14 protein-coding genes are annotated in these 20,254 nt (G+C 46.8%); 9 read left to right on the top strand and 5 right to left on the bottom strand.

Features of this window, described 5'->3' with window-relative positions; translation table 11 throughout:
• Nucleotides 1-86 precede the first annotated feature (86 nt).
• From gltB to HBAL_RS01010, 4 genes are all read left to right on the top strand, one after another.
• Entirely contained in the window at nt 87-4,646 is a 4,560-nt protein-coding gene (gene gltB / locus HBAL_RS01025) for a glutamate synthase large subunit (RefSeq protein ID WP_012778065.1), read from the top strand.
• Nucleotides 4,647-4,870: 224 nt separating this feature from the next.
• Nucleotides 4,871-5,518: a MarC family protein gene (locus HBAL_RS01020; protein ID WP_012778064.1), complete on the top strand. Its 648-nt coding sequence runs from the start codon at nt 4,871-4,873 to the stop codon at nt 5,516-5,518.
• 147 nt (nt 5,519-5,665) lie between these two features.
• Entirely contained in the window at nt 5,666-6,247 is a 582-nt protein-coding gene (locus HBAL_RS01015) for a PadR family transcriptional regulator (protein WP_041301768.1), read from the top strand.
• Nucleotides 6,248-6,251: 4 nt separating this feature from the next.
• On the top strand, nt 6,252-6,599 hold the full coding sequence (locus tag HBAL_RS01010) for a DUF2218 domain-containing protein (RefSeq protein WP_012778062.1): 348 nt from the start codon (nt 6,252-6,254) through the stop codon (nt 6,597-6,599).
• A gap of 5 nt (nt 6,600-6,604) precedes the next feature.
• On the opposite strand, the gene pseB is transcribed toward HBAL_RS01010, so the two are convergent.
• The gene (gene pseB, locus HBAL_RS01005) at nt 6,605-7,765 is read right to left on the bottom strand and encodes a UDP-N-acetylglucosamine 4,6-dehydratase (inverting) (RefSeq protein ID WP_012778061.1); all 1,161 of its coding nucleotides are present in this window, start codon (nt 7,763-7,765) and stop codon (nt 6,605-6,607) included.
• 186 nt (nt 7,766-7,951) lie between these two features.
• On the opposite strand from pseB, the gene HBAL_RS01000 reads away from it, so the two are divergent.
• The 4 genes from HBAL_RS01000 to HBAL_RS00985 are packed head-to-tail and all read left to right on the top strand — an operon-like array spanning nt 7,952 to nt 11,188.
• Nucleotides 7,952-8,737 (top strand): cytidylyltransferase domain-containing protein, encoded by a 786-nt coding sequence (locus tag HBAL_RS01000; protein ID WP_012778060.1) that lies wholly within the window; start codon nt 7,952-7,954, stop codon nt 8,735-8,737.
• Nucleotides 8,738-8,742: 5 nt separating this feature from the next.
• The gene (locus tag HBAL_RS00995; protein ID WP_012778059.1) at nt 8,743-9,585 is read left to right on the top strand and encodes an SDR family oxidoreductase; all 843 of its coding nucleotides are present in this window, start codon (nt 8,743-8,745) and stop codon (nt 9,583-9,585) included.
• A gap of 2 nt (nt 9,586-9,587) precedes the next feature.
• Nucleotides 9,588-10,676 carry an N-acetylneuraminate synthase family protein gene (locus HBAL_RS00990; RefSeq protein ID WP_012778058.1) on the top strand — a complete coding sequence of 363 codons (1,089 nt, stop codon included), beginning with the start codon at nt 9,588-9,590 and terminating at the stop codon, nt 10,674-10,676.
• Entirely contained in the window at nt 10,673-11,188 is a 516-nt protein-coding gene (locus HBAL_RS00985) for a GNAT family N-acetyltransferase (RefSeq protein WP_012778057.1), read from the top strand. The genes HBAL_RS00990 and HBAL_RS00985 overlap by 4 nt, the downstream gene beginning before the upstream one ends.
• Here the strand turns inward: HBAL_RS00985 and HBAL_RS00980 are convergent.
• Nucleotides 11,170-12,414, bottom strand: a complete 1,245-nt coding sequence (locus HBAL_RS00980) for a hypothetical protein (protein ID WP_012778056.1) — start codon at nt 12,412-12,414, stop codon at nt 11,170-11,172. The two genes, HBAL_RS00985 and HBAL_RS00980, sit on opposite strands and share 19 nt — an antisense overlap.
• A 166-nt stretch (nt 12,415-12,580) precedes the next feature.
• Between HBAL_RS00980 and HBAL_RS00975 the strand changes: the two genes are divergently transcribed.
• On the top strand, nt 12,581-15,388 hold the full coding sequence (locus HBAL_RS00975) for an autotransporter outer membrane beta-barrel domain-containing protein (protein ID WP_012778055.1): 2,808 nt from the start codon (nt 12,581-12,583) through the stop codon (nt 15,386-15,388).
• A gap of 73 nt (nt 15,389-15,461) precedes the next feature.
• Here HBAL_RS00975 and HBAL_RS00970 read toward each other — a convergent pair whose 3' ends face one another.
• The 3 genes from HBAL_RS00970 to ahcY all read right to left on the bottom strand — a co-directional run bounded on the left by HBAL_RS00970 (nt 15,462) and on the right by ahcY (nt 20,061).
• Nucleotides 15,462-17,906, bottom strand: a complete 2,445-nt coding sequence (locus HBAL_RS00970; protein WP_012778054.1) for a sensor histidine kinase — start codon at nt 17,904-17,906, stop codon at nt 15,462-15,464.
• Between the two features lie 209 nt (nt 17,907-18,115).
• Nucleotides 18,116-18,523: a hypothetical protein gene (locus HBAL_RS00965; protein ID WP_012778053.1), complete on the bottom strand. Its 408-nt coding sequence runs from the start codon at nt 18,521-18,523 to the stop codon at nt 18,116-18,118.
• 140 nt (nt 18,524-18,663) lie between these two features.
• A complete protein-coding gene (gene ahcY / locus HBAL_RS00960) occupies nt 18,664-20,061 on the bottom strand; it encodes an adenosylhomocysteinase (protein WP_012778052.1) in 1,398 nt (465 codons plus the stop codon).
• Between the last annotated feature and the right edge of the window lie 193 nt (nt 20,062-20,254).

Below are 20,254 nucleotides of genomic sequence, written 5' to 3'. Positions count from 1 at the left end.
ACAAAATAATTTTGCGCAATTGGACAAAATTCTGGGGATGGTCAGGCAAAAACACGACCGTTCTCCACCCAAATAGGTGAAAACCGATGACCGAACAAAACAATTACAAAGCTGATTATGAAGCCAAACGTCAGGCTTTGATGGATGCACACGCATATAATCCTGCTGATGAGCATGACGCGTGTGGTGTTGGTCTTGTTGTACAAATGGATGGTACACCCAACCGTAAAATCGTTGAAGCCGGTATCAAAGCACTAAAAAACGTTTGGCACCGTGGTGCTGTTGATGCCGATGGTAAAACCGGTGATGGAGCGGGTATCCGTCTGGATGTGCCACAAGCATTTTTCCACGCCAAAATCCAAAAAACAGGACACGCACCCAACGAAGATCAACCCATTTGTGTTGGTCAGGTTTTCTTGCCCCGTGAAGACCTAGGTGCCCAAGAACGCGCCCGCACAATTGTTGAAACAGAAGTCGTTGGTTTTGGCTTCCATGTTTATGGTTGGCGTCAAGTTCCTATCGACACATCTGTCATCGGACAAAAAGCTGATGCAACACGTCCTGAAATCCAGCAAATCATGTTCTGTGACCCCTCAGGACGCGACGAAGCTGAGCTTGAAAAAATTCTATATATCTGCCGCCGCCGCATAGAAAAACGCGTCCGTGAAGCAGGTATTCCAAGCTTTTATATCTGCTCATTTTCTGCCAAAGCGATCATTTATAAAGGTATGTTCTTGGCTGAGGACATCGATAAATTCTACCCTGACCTTCAGGATGAACGTTTTGTCTCTTCAGTCGCAATCTACCACCAACGCTATTCAACAAACACATTCCCACAATGGTGGTTGGCTCAGCCTTTCCGCATGTTGGCACACAATGGTGAGATCAACACCATTCACGGAAATGTAAACTGGATGAAGTCACACGAAATCCGCATGGTTTCCGAGACATTTGAAGGTTATGAAAACGACATTAAACCCGTCATTTCACTTGGCTCATCAGACTCTGCTGCTCTAGATGCCGCATTTGAATTGCTCGTACGTGCTGGCCGCAAAGCCACAATGGCAAAAACACTTCTTATTCCCGAAGCATGGTCCAAACGTGAAGACGTGATGCCTCAAGCCCACCAAGGTCTCTATGCTTATGCAAATGCTGTGATGGAGCCATGGGATGGCCCTGCCGCTGTATGTGCGTTTGATGGACGTTGGGCAGTTGCTGGACTAGACCGTTCCGGTCTTCGTCCAATGCGTTACGCTCTCACAAATGATGGCGTGCTTGCTTGTGGTTCTGAAACAGGCATGTGTCCGCTTGATCCTGACACAATTGACCGTCGTGGCCGTGTAGCTCCGGGCGGCATGATCGCAGTCAACATCGAAGAAGGTAAATTCTATAACCACAAAGAAGTGATTGATGCACTCGCTGCACAACACCCTTATGATGAGTGGCTAGAAAATGTGATCGAGCTAGATGAGCGCGTCACGGAAGGCACAGAACCAAAAACATATGACCGCGATGAATTATTGCGCCGTCAAACTGCTGCCGGTTTCTCTATGGAAGAAACCGAGCTCATTCTATCGCCTATGATTGAAGATGGAAAAGAGGCCATTGGGTCTATGGGAGATGACAGCCCGATCGCTGTTCTATCCGAAGGCTACCGCCCTCTATCCCACTATTTCCGTCAGAACTTCTCACAGGTGACAAACCCACCGATTGACCCATTGCGTGAAGACCGCGTGATGAGTTTGAAAACACGTTTTAAAAACCTCGGTAACATTCTTGCCGATGATGAAGCTCAATCAAACGTGTTTTTGCTAGAAAGCCCTGTCCTCACGACTGGCATGTACAATAACCTCATCGACATTCTTGGCGATGGCGTCTCCATTATCGATTGTACATTTGATGCTGATGCAGCCGCTTCTCAATCCGCTGGTGGCACATTGCAGGCAGCCCTGATCCGCATCTGTCAGGAAGCAGAAGACGCTGTGTCTCAAGGCAAAGAACACATTGTTCTTACCGACGAAAACCAGAATGGTGAATTAGCCGGCATTCCGATGATCCTTGCTGTTGGAGCTGTACATTCTCACCTTGTGAAAAAAGAATTGCGTTCATTCTGTTCTATCACAGTGCGTTCTGCTGAATGTCTGGACACACACTATCACGCCGTCCTCATCGGTGTTGGAGCAACATGTGTAAATGCTTATCTAGCAATGGAAACTATTGCTGATCGTTTTTCTCGTGGCCTTGTTCAAGGTGTTACACTTAAAGAAGCCTGTCAGAATTTCAAAAAATCCATTGATGCTGGTCTTCTTAAGATCATGTCCAAAATGGGCATCTCGGTTATATCCTCCTATCGCGGCGGATATAACTTCGAAGCGCTTGGATTATCACGCGCCCTCGTGGACAATTACTTCCCGGGCATGACATCCAAAATTTCAGGTATCGGCCTAAATGGTCTTGCCAAAAAAACACTCGGCCTTCACGACAAAGCTTGGGAGGGTCAAGTTATGGCTCTGCCTGTTGGTGGTTTCTACCGCATCCGTCGTTCAGGCGAGCGTCACGCTTTGACAGGTGATCTTATTCACCAACTTCAAAAAGCATGTGACACAGGCAGTTACACTGAGTGGAAAAAATACGCCGAAGCAATCAAAAAAGAAGCACGCGAACACCCGCTTCAATTGCGTGATTTGCTTGATTTTGCATCAACGAGAAAACCACTTTCTCAAGAAGATGTTCAATCGGTCAATGAGATCCGCAAACGCTTCATCACACCCGGTATGTCGCTTGGGGCGCTTGGTCCAGAAGCTCACGGTACACTCAACGTTGCCATGAACCGCATTGGGGCTAAATCAGTTTCCGGTGAAGGTGGTGAGGTTCGTGAACGCTATAAACCGATGGCAAATGGCGACAATATGAACTCCGCGATCAAGCAAGTGGCTTCAGGTCGTTTTGGTGTCACAGCTGAATACCTTAACCAATGTAAAGAAGTTGAGATTAAAGTCGCTCAAGGTGCAAAACCAGGTGAAGGCGGACAACTACCCGGCTTCAAAGTGACTGAATTCATCGCTAAAAACCGGAATGCGACACCCGGCGTGACGCTAATCTCGCCTCCGCCACACCATGATATTTATTCAATCGAGGATTTGGCGCAGCTCATTTATGACCTCAAGCAGATCAACCCTGACATTCGTGTCTGTGTGAAGCTTGTTGCGCGTTCAGGTGTAGGAACAATTGCCGCTGGTGTTGCTAAAGCGAAAGCTGACATCATCCTGATCGCAGGTAATGTCGGTGGTACAGGTGCTAGCCCGCAAACATCCGTTAAATTTGCTGGTCTTCCGTGGGAAATCGGTCTTGCTGAAGCCCATCAAGTCCTAACGCTCAACAATTTGCGCGACCAAGTCACACTTCGTACGGATGGTGGCCTGCGCACAGGGCGTGATATCGTTATGGCAGCCATGTTGGGTGCTGAAGAATACGGTATTGGAACGGCATCTCTTGTCGCTATGGGCTGTATCATGGTGCGTCAGTGTCACTCCAACACCTGTCCTGTTGGTGTGTGTACTCAACGCGATGATCTACGTGAGAAATTCACAGGGAAACCCTATAAAGTAGTCAACCTGATGACACACATTGCTGAAGAAGTTCGTGATATTCTTGCCGAACTCGGATTCAAAACCCTCAATGAAGTGATTGGTCGCACAGACCTTCTCTCTCAGGTCTCACGTGGGTCTGAATTCCTTGATGATCTTGATCTAAACCCACTTCTCATTCGTGCGGATGCTGATCAGAAAATTGAATACAAACCTAATCTTCGCAATGAAGTGCCGGATTCTTTGGATGCAGAAATACTGCGCGATGCAGCTGCCTTCTTTGAAAAAGGCGAGAAAATGCAAGTGGACTATAAAGTACGCAATGTTCAGCGTGCTATCGGTACACGTGCCTCGTCTCACATTGTGCGTAAATTTGGAACGGATGATCCCCTTCCAGAAGGTCGCCTATGGGTCACACTCGACGGATCCGCTGGTCAGTCACTTGGTGCCTTCTGTGTGAAAGGCCTCACACTCGAAGTGATCGGTGATGCCAATGATTATGTTGGTAAAGGTCTTTCAGGTGCGACAATCATCTTGCGTCCATCATCCGGTGCTCGTTTCCTAGCTCATGAAAACACCATCATCGGAAACACATGTCTATATGGAGCCACGTCCGGCTATCTATTCGCCGCTGGACAAGCTGCAGAACGTTTTGCGGTTCGTAACTCTGGTGCGACAGCTGTCATCGAAGGCTGTGGATCTAACGGTTGTGAATATATGACAGGTGGCCGCGCTGTAATCCTTGGACCAATTGGCGACAATTTCGGTGCAGGTATGACAGGTGGGATGGCTTATATCTATGATCCAGACGATAAATTTGGAGTCATGGCCAACCCTGAAGCAATTGTTTGGGATACAATCAAATCCAAGCATTGGGAAAATGAGCTTAAATCTCTCATTATAGACCATCAGGACCGTACTGTTTCTGCGCTTGCAAACTCAATCTTAGCAAACTGGGAACTAGAGCTCTCAAACTTCAAACAAGTTTGTCCAAAAGAAATGCTATCTCGACTAGAGTTTCCTCTAGATGACTCTGCCACGGCAACAGCAGCGGAATAATTTCCAAAGCTTTCGCATGGCAAGACCCCAGACAAAGCGTCGACCTCGTCGGCGCTTTGTTTCGTTTTAAGCGATAGAATTGCTCATTTCGTTGTGGATATATGAAAATTAGCCTCAAACTAGTGATGTTTCAGCCAAATTAGACACAGCCAGAAACATTTCTTTGCAAAAAATCTCTATCGCTAGGTGTTGCCAACTTTCATTTGCGCATATATTCGCGCTGGATGACTCAAGAATTATTAAGCCTTGCACTCGCGACTTTCGTGACATTTTTTGTTTTGATCGACCCTCCCGGCGTCGCTCCCGTTTTTGCGTCTTTAACCGCAGGTGGCGGTCCTAAATTTGCACGAAAAATGGCTTATAAATCTGTTATTGTTGCCGGTATAATTATTGTCGGATTTGCATTTGGCGGTGCTTGGCTATTGGGTGCCTTGCACATTTCAATCGATGCTTTCAGAGCAGCTGGCGGAATTTTGCTATTCCTCATCGCGTTGGAAATGGTGTTTGAAAAACGCACGGAGCGCCGCGAAAGTCGCGCAGAAGCATTGCTCGAGGATGAAGAACATGAAAACCTTGATGATGTTTCAGTCTTCCCGTTAGGCATTCCTATGCTGGCTGGCCCCGGATCTATTGCGACCGCCATGTTATACATGCAAAATGCGAGCGGAAGCCTGCTTCACCAAGGCATTGTTATAGGTGCCATACTTGCCAACTTGCTTTTATGCTATTTCGTATTTTTAGGTGCTGCGCCGCTCATTCGTATTATGGGCGATAGCGTAGCAGGTGCGGTCACACGTATTTTTGGTGTGATATTGGCAGCTCTTTCTGTCCAGCTTCTCATTGATGGTATCAAAGGTGCGTTCGGCATCTAGCCCAATTAAGCGCTCGTTTTTTTGAAATTCACGCGAATGTGACTACCTTTCCAAGCAGATATTTGAGAATATCTCGCAAGTAGCACTTGATTATTTATTTCTAAGATATATCTTGAGCTTATCTTAAATATGAAAGGAAACATAATTTTGAGATTTTCACACATAAACCAAGACCACAAAGAACACGGTCATAAACATCACAGACATAGGTCAGTTCGTCGTCACAAAAATGGCCATCGCCATGCAAGTATGCGCCGAAATGGCGGACGCAGACGTGTATTTGACGCTGCCGAACTTCGCCTTGTCCTCCTTCACTTCATCAGCACAAACCCTAAACATGGTTATGATCTGATCCGCGCTATTGAAGAACATTCCGGCGGCAGCTACGCGCCAAGCCCGGGTGTTGTCTATCCCGCTCTCTCAATGCTTGAAGACATTGGCTTTATCTCTGCCCAGCAAGAAGAAGGCGGCAAAAAGGCTTTCAGCATTACGCCGGACGGAGAAAGTGAACTTCAAACACAATCAGAAACGACGTCCTCCTTATTGCAACGCCTAGAAAGCCTCGCCAGTGAACATGGACGCCTAAACCCCGCCCCAGTCAAACGCGCAATGGAAAACATCAAAACAGCCCTGCGCAACCGAATGACCCAATCGGATGCAACAGACGCAACAGCATTAGATATTGCCGCAATCATCGATGAAGCCACCCACAAAATCGAGAGACTCTAACCCCATGACGAACTCAGCACCCCAAATCTATTCAAGCCAATCTGAAACCCCAACCCAAAGCGCTAGTAAATATTTGCAACAACTTTGCAAACATTGGTCCCATAATCTGGAAGTGGAATTTGATAGCGAGAAAGCCCGGATCACTTTTCCCGCGAACAATCGCGGCGCGAATTGGAAAGGTGATGCCACGCTCCTCATGAATGCAGGACAGACGCAACTCACATGTCAGCTTCAAGCCAGTGAAGCTGAGCAGTTGGACAAGTTAAAAAGCACTGTACAAACCCATCTTGATCGCTTCGCATTCCGCGAAGCGCCACTCAGTTTTGACTGGCAAGATCAGGAAATTGTATAATTTAATCAGCCGCGCTTGCGGGGTTTGCGCTTCTTAGCAGCAGATACCGCAAGGTCTGTATCCGCAAGCGAATCTGGTGCGTCGCCATTCCGTCGACGCATCGTGTTCGCCATTGTTTTTAAACTCTCACCCGGAAATGTCAGCGCAAGCATTTCAAGAACCGACATATCATCAAGCACTTCATCATTTTGGTCAGATGAATAAGCGAAACCTTCAGCAACAGGTTTTGCACCTTTTGCCAACCAATCATCCATCAATTGCTCACGGCCAGCTGGCAAAATGATATAGCGGTCCTCAATCTCAACGGTTGAACGACCATCATCTTCGGGCACCATAATCTCATGTAGTTTTTCACCCGGACGAATGCCAATTTCTTTTTGTGGCAAATCAGGCGCTAATGCTGTGGCCAATGTACCAATTGTCGAAGATGGAATTTTGGGAACAAAAATCTCTCCGCCTTCAGTTTGCGCCAAACCAGACAACACAAAATTCACGCCTTGCTCCAGCGTAATCCAGAAACGTGTCATGCGTTGATCTGTGATTGGCAAATGATCGACACCTTCAGCAATTAACTTGCGGAAGAAAGGCACAACAGAGCCACGCGATCCCAACACATTCCCGTAACGCACAACAGAAAACTTCGTACCATCCGCACCAGAAAGATTATTCGCTGCAACAAAAACCTTATCAGCCGCAAGCTTTGATGCACCGTAAAGATTGATCGGATTAGCCGCTTTATCGGTTGAAAGCGCCACAACGGCTTTCACACCAGATTTGATAGACGCATTGACCACATTTTCAGCACCAAACACATTGGTTCGGATACATTCCATTGGGTTATATTCAGCAATTGGCACATGCTTAAGCGCCGCCGCATGTATCACATAATCAACACCGCGCATCGCCATTTCAAGGCGCGCCTGATCGCGTACATCACCAATAAAATAGCGCATAAACGGGTAATCAGCTGGCGGAAATTGCTGCGCCATTTCATATTGTTTTAGCTCATCGCGTGAAAACACGATCAGCTTTTTGGGCTCCCAGCGTTCAGAAACAATCTTTACAAACTCTTTCCCAAAGCTTCCTGTTCCACCTGTAATCAGAATGGTTTTGCCATTTAAATCCGGTGACGATTCCATAAAATCGCGAAAGAAAGGTTTGGTCATAATTTTTGCTCGATCCATCAGATTCTAAACAAGTGATAAAGTCCTCATTAACCTTAAACTCTCCTAAAGGGCTTAAGCATTGGTTTACAGGATAGACGTAAGTTTAAAGGCTCAATTAGAAGCACAATCAATTTGCGAATATGGGATTTGCATATTGCTGGCTTCAAAACGTGTCTGAGGTTATCCATGACGCTCGCAATTATCGTTCAAGCACGTTGGAATTCGAGTCGATTGCCCGGTAAAATTCTGGAAAATCTCGGAGACGCACCCGCGCTCAAAAGATGTCTGGACCGTTGCGATATGATCCCTCAATCAGATATCGTCGTTTGCGCTGTGCCAGACACTGCCGAAAATGATGTCATTGCCGAAGCTGCCGCAAGTTGGGGATATACAGTCTCGCGTGGTTCTGAAGATGATGTACTTTCCCGATATGCAAAAGCCGCTCGCGACGTAAATGCAAGCACAGTCATGCGCGTGACCTCAGATTGCCCGATGATAGATCCTCAAATCAGTGGCAGCGTGTTGCAACTTCTAAATCGCTCTGGTGTCCATTATGCTTGCAATAATATGCCGGCGCGTTTTCCCCATGGTCTCGATTGCGATGCTTTTTCTGCCGAACTTTTGCATGAAGCCGATAAACACGCGGAATCTAAATATGACAGGGAACATGTCACACCGTGGATAAGATCCAAAAAAGGCGTGCGCCGCGCATCTTTGCAAGGTCCCGGTGAACCAGTTTCAACTCTAAGATGGACACTAGATTATAAAGAAGACTTGCTATTCATGCAGGCATTATATGATGTCATGGGTGATCAAGCACCCACTGCCAGCGCTGCAGAATATGCTCGCATCTGTCTCATGCGGCCCGATATTCAAGCCATAAACGCACGCCACATAGATCTCAACAGGCTTGCCCTGTCAGAGCGCGCTCATATCGAAACATCTCCCGTTTCCATGGACATGGCGGCTTAATCGAGATGCGTTGGCTCGTCCTTGGTGCAACCGGCCTTCTAGGTCCATGTTTCGTAAACGACATTCAAAATCGTGGACATGAAGCCATTTCCGCCGCCAGATCGAATGCGGATGAGAATTTCGATCTTTCAGATATAGATGCGCTCACCACTGTACTCGAAGAGATTAAACCCGATGGCGTCATCAATTGCGCGGCCAATATCTATGTCGATAAATGCGAAGCAAACCCAGCAGATGCTTATCTCATCAACACACGTCCACTCTCTGCTCTAGCCAATTGGAGCCGCGAGACCAACCAACCCTTGCTTCAAGTTTCAACCGATCATTATTTCATCGAGGGCGGCCGTACACCCCAACCAGAAACCGCGCCCGTTTCGCTCGTCAATGAATATGCCCGCACCAAATATCTAGCCGAACACCTCGCCCTCACAGCGCCTAAAGCACTTGTATTGCGCACCAACATAGTCGGCGCACAAAAAGGCCATGGGCGATGGGTCAAGGAAAGCCTTCTCGATAAAGGTGCTATGACGCTCTTCATGGATTTCTATTCTTCACCGCTTCACGTTAAAGACATGGCGCGTATCAGTCTCGATCTAGCCGCCAAGGGCGCAAATGGCGTTTACAATGTCAGTTCCAGAGATGTCTCTTCCAAAGGGGAATTCATCTACGCCGTTGCCAAGGCTTTGAATGTCAATCCAGACTGGGTCGTCGAAGGCTCCGGTCATCAATTAGCAGTTAAGCGCGCCATGTGTCTTGGGCTAGATGTCAGCAAAGCTGAAAAAACATTAGGCTATCATCTGCCAACACTCGAACAAACAGCCAATGCATTGGCCAATGAGGCTTTATAGACATGCGATACAATAACCATTTTAAAATCTATGACCGCGAAATCGCGCTAGACCAACCAACATATTTTATCGCCGATATCGCAGCCTCTCATGATGGTGACCTTGAACGCGCAAAAGCCCTAATTTGGCAAGCCAAAGAAGCCGGAGCAGAATGCGCAAAATTCCAACACTTCCTCGCCAAAGACATTGTTTCAGATCGCGGTTTCAAACAATTAGGCGGCCAGATGGCCCACCAATCCAAATGGAAAAAATCTGTCTACGATATTTTCGATGAATTTCATTTGCCCCGCGAATGGACGCCAATCCTCGCAGAAGAATGTCAAAAGGCCGGCATTCACTACATGACCACGCCCTATGATATTCCCGCAATTGATATGAATGATGATTTATGCGGCGCATGGAAAATCGGATCAGGCGATGTCAGCTGGCCACAATTCATCTCTGAAGTCGCCAAACGCGGCAAACCCATGTTTGTCGCAACGGGTGCATCTGATATGGAAGAATCCATTCGCGCCGCAGAAGCTGTACTCGCTGTCAATCGAGAGCTGTGTCTCATGCAGTGTAATACCAATTACACGGGCAGTCATGACAATTTCTCCAACGTCAATTTGAACGTTCTAAAAGCTTTCGCAACAGCATTCCCCGGCCTTCCGCTTGGCCTATCAGATCACACACCGGGACATTCAGCCGTTTTAGGTGCCGTCGCCTTGGGTGCGCGCGCCGTTGAAAAACACTTCACAGACGATAACAACCGCGATGGCCCAGACCATGGTTTCTCAATGACGCCCCAAACATGGCGCGATATGGTTGATCGCACCCGCGAACTAGAATCTGCCTTGGGTGACGGCGTCAAACGTGTTGAACCCAATGAAGGTGATAGCATTGTTGTGCAACGTCGCTGCCTGCGCTTAAAACATGACCTACCTGCCGGCCATGTCCTCACTATCGACGATATTGAAGCCCTCCGGCCAGCCCCGCGCGGCGCTTATGAACCCCATACAATTGATGAAGTGATTGGCCGCACATTGAAAAAAGCAATGGTGTTTGGAGATGCTCTAACGCCTGAAAATACAAAGGCTGCAAAATCATGATCAGCGGCAAACACGTTAATCTTCGCGCCATACAGCAAGCTGATTTAGAGCCTTTGCGTCAATGGCGTAACAAACCAGAACTACGTCGTTATTTTAGAGAATACCGTGAAATATCGCCCGAAATGCAACAAAAATGGTTTGAAAAAAGCGTGTTGAGCGATCCAAGCGTGCGTATGTTCGCCATCGAACGCATATCAGATGGCGCGCTAATGGGTGCTTGTGGGTTATGTTACATCGATCCAATCAACCAAAATGCGGATTTTTCAATCTATTTGGGAATCGATGATCTCTATATAGACGAAAAATTCGCCTCAGACGCAGGTAAGCTACTTATCAAATACGGATTTGAAGAATTAAACCTGCATCGCATATGGGCGGAAATCTATTCAATAGATTTACCCAAACAGAAATTTTTGCCCTCTCTGGGTTTCAAGCTAGAAGGCACGCATAAAGAAACCCATTTCACCGAAGGAAAATGGGTCGATAGCTTATTTTACGGTCTGTTATCGTGATCCCATTCACGTTGATCTAATCCATAAATCGCACTGCGGCGGACCTGTCGTCCACGGCGCATAGATCTGATAAACGTGTCCACAGACAACCAGAGCAGAGTTAATCCCATCCCGATCAGCAAGGACAGCATAATCCGCAGTCTGGAAGTCCAACGCACAGGTGTCTGCGCCGCTGTTAACGCTGTTGCACCCTCCATCGACAAAAGTGCTAACGCTCTATCGCCACCCGCTTCTGTCAACAAACGTGCGCGCTGCAAATCTAAATCATTGCGCACATAAGAGAGCATTCGAATTGTGGCTGGCGCTGATGTTTTGACCGAAATATCATGGATTAATTTTAGCTGTTCAACCAATCCAGATAGCTCTCGCTCATCAATATCTGAGCGAATAATATCCAGAACAACCTGCCCTTGAGCGGCTATTCCCAAAGCCCCTGAAAAACGAACCGTCAAATCGCGTTTGACACGTTCGGGCGGTGCCACATTAAACAAACGGCGCTGGATATGGCGTTGATAATCTTCATTCAATCGCCCCGCTCTATCCGCCGCACGCACAATAGAAGCTCCCGCACGTTCTTGATCATTCAAAGCACTCAAACCAACGCCAGATAAAGTGAAGGCAAAAGTATCAATCTTTTGCCCGCGCACCCAGCGAGCAGCCTGCAATGCCAAATCACGCTCATCGCCCAACACATTCAGCCCTGCTGTAGAAGGAGTAAACTCATCAGTTGTTTCACCATTTGCAGGCGGCACAACAGCAGCTCGCCAAATCGCGCGTAGAGGTGACACAGCTAGTTCATAGGCATAGCGCACATCTTCTTCGAGGTATTTTAAGGCTGCCTGCTCAATCGCATCATCTCCACGCAAATCCAGCACTTGTGCTGACGCAAGCAAGGCGGCGGAGTTTTGAGGGTCCAGCATATTTGGCGCAGCGAGCAGCATGCCATGAGCGGCTTTTAAATTACCGCGTTCAATTTGCTCTCCTACCAATCTGGACCAAGTCTCCTGACGAGAATCTTGTCCTGACATAAGAGATTCAAATCTTTGATCAATCGCATCACGCGTCGCAGCTAACGATGCACCAGTGACATCGAAATCCATACCGCGCCGACTAAAAGTATCCGACACCACTCGCGCTGCTAGCAAAGGCACAAGCATCAATAATATGAGAAAGAGCGTTGCACTAAGCCAAGCAAATGGAGCCGGTCGCTTTCTTCTATGATGCATTTGCAACCTGACACTCAACTCTTGGCCAAAAATCAAACATGGAAAACGACTGGATCGAAATCAAATCATTCTTGTTAGCTATTTCGTCACGACATTCAGTTATATTCAAGGGTGAATTAATGCCTGATTGGCAATTTCTGTGGGTTTCGTCAATGGATACGTTACAATGGTTGTAAATGTCGATTTTTCTCTGGTTGGAGCATACATGAATGCTCGAATCAATGAACGACTCGTTGGGACGAGCTTTCAAGCGAGCAACGTCCAACAGAAGCCATCCGCGCAAGCCACTGAAGAATTGGCGGCGGGTACTCCCCCATGGAAAGAAACTCAAGAAACTCAAACTGATGACGACATCCTATCTGATGCATTTGCTGCACTAAAATCAGGTAATTTCATATCAGCCTCAGATCGTAAAGACGCGGCTGAAGCGACGGATGATTCCACGAAACTTTTCATTGCTTATGAAGCTTTGGAATCCATGAAGACAATTGCACAAGCGATCGAAAAAGGCCTACTCAACGATTCTTACCTAGAATTGGCAGAAAAGCGGCTAAACGAAGGCATCGCAGAAATTTCTTCATTCTTAGGCAGTTCAGATTTTGAATCCGTCACTCTACTTGCCAGCGCTAAATTGGATAAAACCACATCCGAAGTTTCAATCGCGCGTGTTGCATATGATTACACAACAAATATCGTTCACAGCGGTGCAAAAGATGATCCCGTTGAAGCATGGGCTGGCATTGACGGTTTCAACATAGACCTCAAACGCGTCAACACCAGCGACACGCTAACAATAGATCTGACCGGTCTTCCCGACAGCGAACGTACGCTAGAAAACGTCACAGACCTCATAAACCAACAAATTGAAGCCGTTGGCGCGTCTACCCGTTTCTATCCTCAACAAATCGGTGAACAAAACGATTACGGGGTGTATGAAGGCGATGACTGGGGCATGAAAATTGCCGGTACGCAGGGTGAAAAACTCACCTTTTCTGCACTCTCATCTGAACCTGCCTTATTCATGGTGGGTGGCAGTGGTCGCGAAGGCAATGACTACACGCTAACAGCGCAAATCTCCAAATGGACAGATTTAAGCGGCACACAGCCCACGCGTGCAGCAACAAACCTTCTAGCCGCTGATGCAACAGTGACGACAGAAGCAGCAGATGAAGATTCTATCGACCTAACCGAACACAATGACTCCCAATTCATTGCGACACAAACAGGTCCAGATGGCTCCATTTATGCGCTCGTAAATGTCGAAAACGATCTGAATGGACAAAAGATACTTAGCGACAACGACCTCGCACTCGTCAAATATGACAGCACAGGTCGAGAGTTATGGTCGCGTGTCGTTGGTAACTCAGCTGAAATAACAGGCACAGATTTAGCCGTTGCACCTGACGGCCGTGTCGCAATTGCTGGCTCGACGACAGACAAACTAGATGCTGGAGCCTTTGGTGGCGGTACCGATGGTTTTGTCATCATGTATAGCAGCGAGGGGCTGGAAACATCGACATATCAGGAAGCCACCAGATATGAAGATAAAATCACATCTATCGCTTTTGATGCTGCGGGCGCACTTTATGTTGGTGGCAGCACCACAGGAAATATTGACGGCAATGGAAATGCAGGCGGCACGGATGCCTATGTCGAAAAACTAGACATCCTTGGAAACCGCATGTGGATCAACCAGTTTGGCACAACGGGTGAAGATACCGTCACTGCCATAACAATTAGTGATGACGGAACACCCATTGTCGCCACAAAAAGTGGTAACGAAACCACCATACAATCTGTATCAGATGCTGAATTTACCGCGAATGATTGGTCATATAATATCGGCAAAGCCAATGTCACAACGATGGATTTCGACAATGACGGCCTTTATCTAGGCGGCTCCACCCTCTTCCCTGAACGCACAGGATCAGCTTTCACAGGAGCTGCTGCAGACAATTACGATGCTTTTGCAATCAAGCTCAATGTCACTGACACTGGATCAGGCATGAGCGTGAATGAAGACTGGTACCAGGCTTTTGGCGGCGCTGGTGAACAAGGCATTTCTAAAATCATCGCGCATGAAGGCAGCGTTTTCCTTGCTGGAACAGCAAGTGGATCCTTTGGCAGTCAAGCTATTGAAGACGGCTCAAAACAAGCCGTAGTCGCATCCATCGACGCGACAACAGGTGCAGAAAACTGGGTATCCAATCTTGCCGGACGCGGCGGCAATGCCAATGCAACGGGCTTAACAATAGCAGTGAATGGATCAAGTGACCTTGACGCATTCGGGCTACCCAACGGTCTGCTAACCACTGGTGGCACCGCCTATGTCAGTGACAGTTCCGCTGCGCGTGTTGGTGATTATTTCACCCTCGTTGTTGATGGCGAAAAAACTGTTATTACACTGGAAAAAGAAGATACATACAGAGCACTAACCTTTAAACTGAATGCAGCATTAGGTGCTGATGGCTCTGCACAGGCGCGTCGTTCGAGCACTGGTGATCAATCATTAAGTATCAAACCAGCTGAAGAAGTCGTTATAGAATTAATACCTGGAGAAGAAGGTTCAGACCTTCTTAAAGCGATCGGTATGACAAGCGGTTTTCTCTATGATGAACCCTCTCTTTTAGATAAAGATACAAGTTCAGATGCGCCGCCTTTAATCTCACTTGAATTGGCACAATCAATCTCTCTGACAAGTACATCAACCTCCAGATATGATGTCGATGAAGATGGTAAGCTCACTGAAGTTGAAAAACCGGTGACAAAAATCCTGAGTATGTTCGATGTGGCTTTGGCCGGCATTCGTACCGCTTATCGTCATGCGATTGATGACCCAACTTTACAAATAGATACAACAAGTAAGGGTAAAAGCACGCAAGCATCTGCCTATCAGATAGCTCAGCAAGCAAACCTACAAGCGGGCCTAGATCGACTATCAGCGGGAAGCTCGTCTAGCAGCATATATGCCTAAATAGGCTATCTTCAAAACTAAAAAAGGCTGCTCTTGCAAGCAGCCTTTCGTATTTTTTTATAGTAAATTCAATTTATTGAGCTGCAACGCTCGGATTGGCCAATTCTAATGTTGGCGGCATGTCTTTGGGCGATGCAAATTCAGGCAGACAACAAATAACTGTCGCGCCTTTGGTTGGTTTAGACTTCATAGCAACCCACCCCCCATGCAATTCAACGAAAGAACGCACCAGCGCCAGTCCAAGACCCGCTCCGCGATTATCACCACTTGTAAACGCATCAAAAGCTTCAGCCTGCTGCTCATAAGCCACGCCTTTACCTGTGTCGGTCACTTGCAGACGAATAACACCTTCAGCTTTTTCAGCTTTCACTTTAATCGTATCACCTGCTGTTGTGAAACGCAGTGCATTCGTCAACAGATTAAACAATATCTGTTTTATACGCCGCTCATCAGCATGCATTGAGCCAATCGTAGCCGGACAATCGACTTTGATAGAAACCTTCGTGTCTGCGGCATTTGCCACAACCATTTCAACACTTTCATCAATAAGCGATTTCAAATCTAAATCCTTGAGGTCCAGATCCATACGCCCTGCTTCAATTGTTGCTAGATCAAGGATATTCTCAATCAAACGTGATAGGTGATCTGACGCTTGAAGAATAGAATTCACATTCTCCAATTGCTGCGCGTTCAAACTGCCCTGTTTGCCAGATTCAAGAAACTCAGCATATCCCAAAATTGTCGTCAGCGGCGAACGCAATTGATAAGACACATTCTGCACAAATTCGGTTTTCAAACGATCTGCCGCTTGGAAAGCTTCTGCACGTTCGCGCAATGCACCTTCAACGCGGCGAGATGCAGTCGCATCAACAAAGGCAATCAATGTTGCACCATCCGGCAAAGGCTGGGTGAGGAAAGTCACGATTGACCCATCAGAGCGTTTCATTTCACCACGAAATTCCTGCCGCGCTTCAGGAGTTGGGTTTGTCACCCGCCCTTTAATAGCTGCCCACACAGATTTATCATGGAATAATGGCGCGCACATTTCCGCAACTTCATCAAACTCAGGTGCATTTTTCAGTTTGGCCGGCTCAAGCTGCCATAGCTTTTCAAAAGAGGCATTGCTCAAGCGCAACCCACCATCGCCGCCATACACAGCCACAGCTTCACTCAATTTATCCAGTGTCGCTTTTTGTTGATTAATCAGAGCGTTATAATTGGCTTTCAAAGTCAGCTCATCAGAGATGTCTTTGAACAATAGCAATATACCGCCCAGAGGGTGTTTCTGACGCGTCACCTGCAATGTACGTCCATCCGGCAGCATCCACATATTTTCATCAATGGAGCGCTTAGAGCCACCTGTATTGTAATCAAGTTCTTTGGTGCGCCAGTCAGAGTATTTTTGCTGCGCTGGCAACAATTTGCTCTCGCGCAGGCGGTCAAGGAACTCACCGTGTGATGGTTTTTCAAGCAAGAAACGCGGGTTCAAATCCCATAATTCTTCAAAATGCTTGTTGTGGAATGATAGTTTGCGATCAGCCCCAAAAATAGCCACAGCATCCGACACATGATTAAGCGTGTCATCATGCGCACGTCTATGACGTTCTAGTGTTTCACGCGCTGCTTCTTCCTCAGACACATCAAACGCCATACCTGCCACACCGCCAGATAATGGGAACATCAAAACTCGCATAGCGCGACGTTCACCATCAATCACAATATAGCGCGTCTTACGCGATTCTGTTTTGTCGGTTAAAACCGTTTGGGCTTGGCTCGCGATTTCTTGATCCAGCATGATCTGACGATCGAGAACATGGTCTAAGTTTTTGCCTTCAACCGCCTTAAGATAGGATTCATTGACCCATTGCAAACGGCCAGCACCTGACAAACGCCAAGCGATAAATGGTGCTTTACCCAGCATTTCCAAGAATGCAGTTGGATCACGTGCAATAATCTGACGCGCTTCTTCAAGACGTCCACGCGCACCAGATTCTTCAAGACCTTTAATTGTTGAATCGGACACCCAAAGCACAGCGCGACCGCCAGCTGTGCGGCCATCTGCTTCAAGGAAGCGACCATTAGGCCCAATAATCGTCAATGAGAAAGGTGCGCCTTCGGTGCGAAGCTGCATTAAACGCTCACGCAGAGTGGCATCACGCCCTGCCCCATCACGCGCCTCAAGGTCTCCCAGACCTTCAAGCAAACGTACAGCAGGATCAGACGACATAGAATCATCGGTAAAGTTTAAAACAGCAGCAAGCGCAACATGGGAACCATAAACGCTAGGCTTTCCCCAAGACCCTTCGAGAATCTCATCTTCTTCCCAGACAAGAACCACACCCGGATGCGCCCCAAAAACACTGTCAGAACGGGCTAGCTTTTCTTCAAGCTCTCTCGCGCGCTCACGATATTTCTTGGCAGCGCCTCTGGCACCATCAGAAATTCGCAAAGCCCAAAGCAAAGCTGCGATCGCGATTCCAGCTCCACCCGCTACAAGGATTGTGAAAGCCTGAACCATTCCATTTTCCATGTCGCACCGCACTTTTGTCTGTTAACTAAACCCAACACAATCCTAATAAAGGATTTCTTAGCTTAACGGAATGGCTCATTTTCACTTAACGGGTCGTTAATGGGTGTGAACAAAGTCACAAGAACAGTCATCACATTAAATTGTTCAATGAATCGAGGAAGATACTCTCTGTCAGATCGATTTTAATTTATCTCCAATCAATCTTCGTCTTTATCTATATTTATCGCTTCTATTTCGTCGATAGCCTCTTCCAGCAATGTATTCAATTTATCAAAATCATCAGCCGTCGGAAGTTTGAAGAGATACGCATAAGCAACAGCCGATGCAGACATTAAAATCGGGATCAGTGGTGATATTTGAATATCAACAGAAAAAAACCGGCCCACACCCCATCCCATCGCGTAAACAATTGCTGCCAATATAATCTGGACGCTCCAAACGCCTAATACACCTATCGCATTTTCCAGTAATCGAGGGCGAGAGCGATGCATATACAATAAGAAAATCCCTGAAAATATTGGGATAGTCCATAGAGAATGCCCGCTTATTCCAGAGAAAAGCACACCCCCATATAGCAAAACCATTGCAATATAAAATTTCATCATAGCAAGGCTTCCATGCAGAAATTCTCACGACCAATCTTATAATGCCTCTCATTGAATTCAAAGAAAGCACATGACCCAATAAAAAAACCAACCCCGCATAAGCAGGATTGGTTTTCTCTTTTTAAATTGTAAGGCTAAACCTAGTAGCGATAGTGCTCTGGCTTGAATGGACCTTGTGTTTTGACGCCGATGTAATCAGCTTGTTCTTGTGAAAGCTCAGTCAATTCAACACCAATTTTAGCAAGGTGCAAACGCGCAACTTTTTCATCCAAATGCTTAGGCAGGATGTAAACGTCGTTTTTGTACTGGTCACCTTTCGTCCAAAGTTCGATCTGAGCCAGAACTTGGTTTGTGAAAGATGCAGACATCACGAATGATGGGTGACCTGTCGCGTTTCCAAGGTTTAGAAGACGACCTTGAGACAAGAGGATCATACGGTTACCAGATGGCAATTCATACATGTCCACTTGGTCTTTGATATTTGTCATTTTTAGGTTTTTAAGGTTGGCAACCTGAATTTCATTGTCGAAGTGACCAATGTTACCCACAATCGCCATGTCTTTCATTTCGCGCATGTGTTCAATGCGGATAATGTCTTTGTTACCTGTTGTTGTGACGAAGATATCAGCATCTTTAACTGTCTTCTCTAGTGTCGTCACTTCAAACCCATCCATAGCCGCTTGCAGCGCACAGATTGGGTCAATTTCAGTGACTTTAACGCGTGCACCAGCACCACGTAGAGACGCAGCAGAACCTTTACCCACATCACCATAACCACACACAACAGCAGTTTTACCGGCCATCATTGTGTCAGTTGCGCGGCGGATACCATCAACCAAAGATTCTTTACAACCATATTTGTTGTCGAATTTTGATTTGGTCACACTGTCATTTACGTTGATAGCTGGGAAAGGAAGAAGACCTTTTTCAACAAGTTCGTACAAGCGGTGCACACCTGTCGTTGTTTCTTCTGAAACACCTTTGATCGCATCACGTTGCTTTGTGAACCAGCCCGGTGATGCTGCCATACGTTTTTTGATTTGAGCAAATACCGCTGTTTCTTCTTCTGATTGCGGGTTCTCGAGCAGTTCAGTTTCACCAGCTTCTGCGCGTGCACCAAGAAGAACGTAAAGCGTTGCATCGCCACCATCATCAAGGATCATATTTGCTGTACCTTCTTTGAAGAAGAAGATACGGTCTTGATAATCCCAGTGCTCTTCAAGGGTTTGACCCTTCACAGCAAACACTGGAATTTCAGCCGCAGCCATTGCCGCAGCCGCGTGATTTTGCGTTGAGTAAATGTTACATGATGCCCAACGGATTTCAGCACCCAAAGATGTCAATGTTTCCATCAAAACAGCTGTTTGGATTGTCATGTGTAGAGAACCAGCAATACGCGCGCCTTTTAGCGGTTGCGCATCTTTGTATTCCTCACGAAGCGCCATTAGTCCTGGCATTTCGGTTTCGGCGATATCCAATTCTTTACGGCCAAATTCAGCAAGAGAAATATCTTTGACCAAGTAATCTGTGAAAGCCATGAGGTGAGTATCCTAAATATTTGTCTATGGGTAAGCGCGTCCTGACCGCGAGTGCCCAACGTTTGTGATGCTTGACCCTATAACAGCAAGTTTTAGATTTCGCAAATGATATAAAGATTTCTTTATATCCTTATATCAAACAAATATCAAAGAAGTTGCAGTTCAAGCCTTTCAATTGCCCCAATCCATGCCA

Origin of the sequence: Hirschia baltica ATCC 49814 (genome assembly GCF_000023785.1) — a bacterium.
Lineage (GTDB): Bacteria > Pseudomonadota > Alphaproteobacteria > Caulobacterales > Hyphomonadaceae > Hirschia > Hirschia baltica.
Note: the sequence above shows the minus strand (reverse complement) of the source record. Positions and strands in the feature narration are given on the sequence as shown.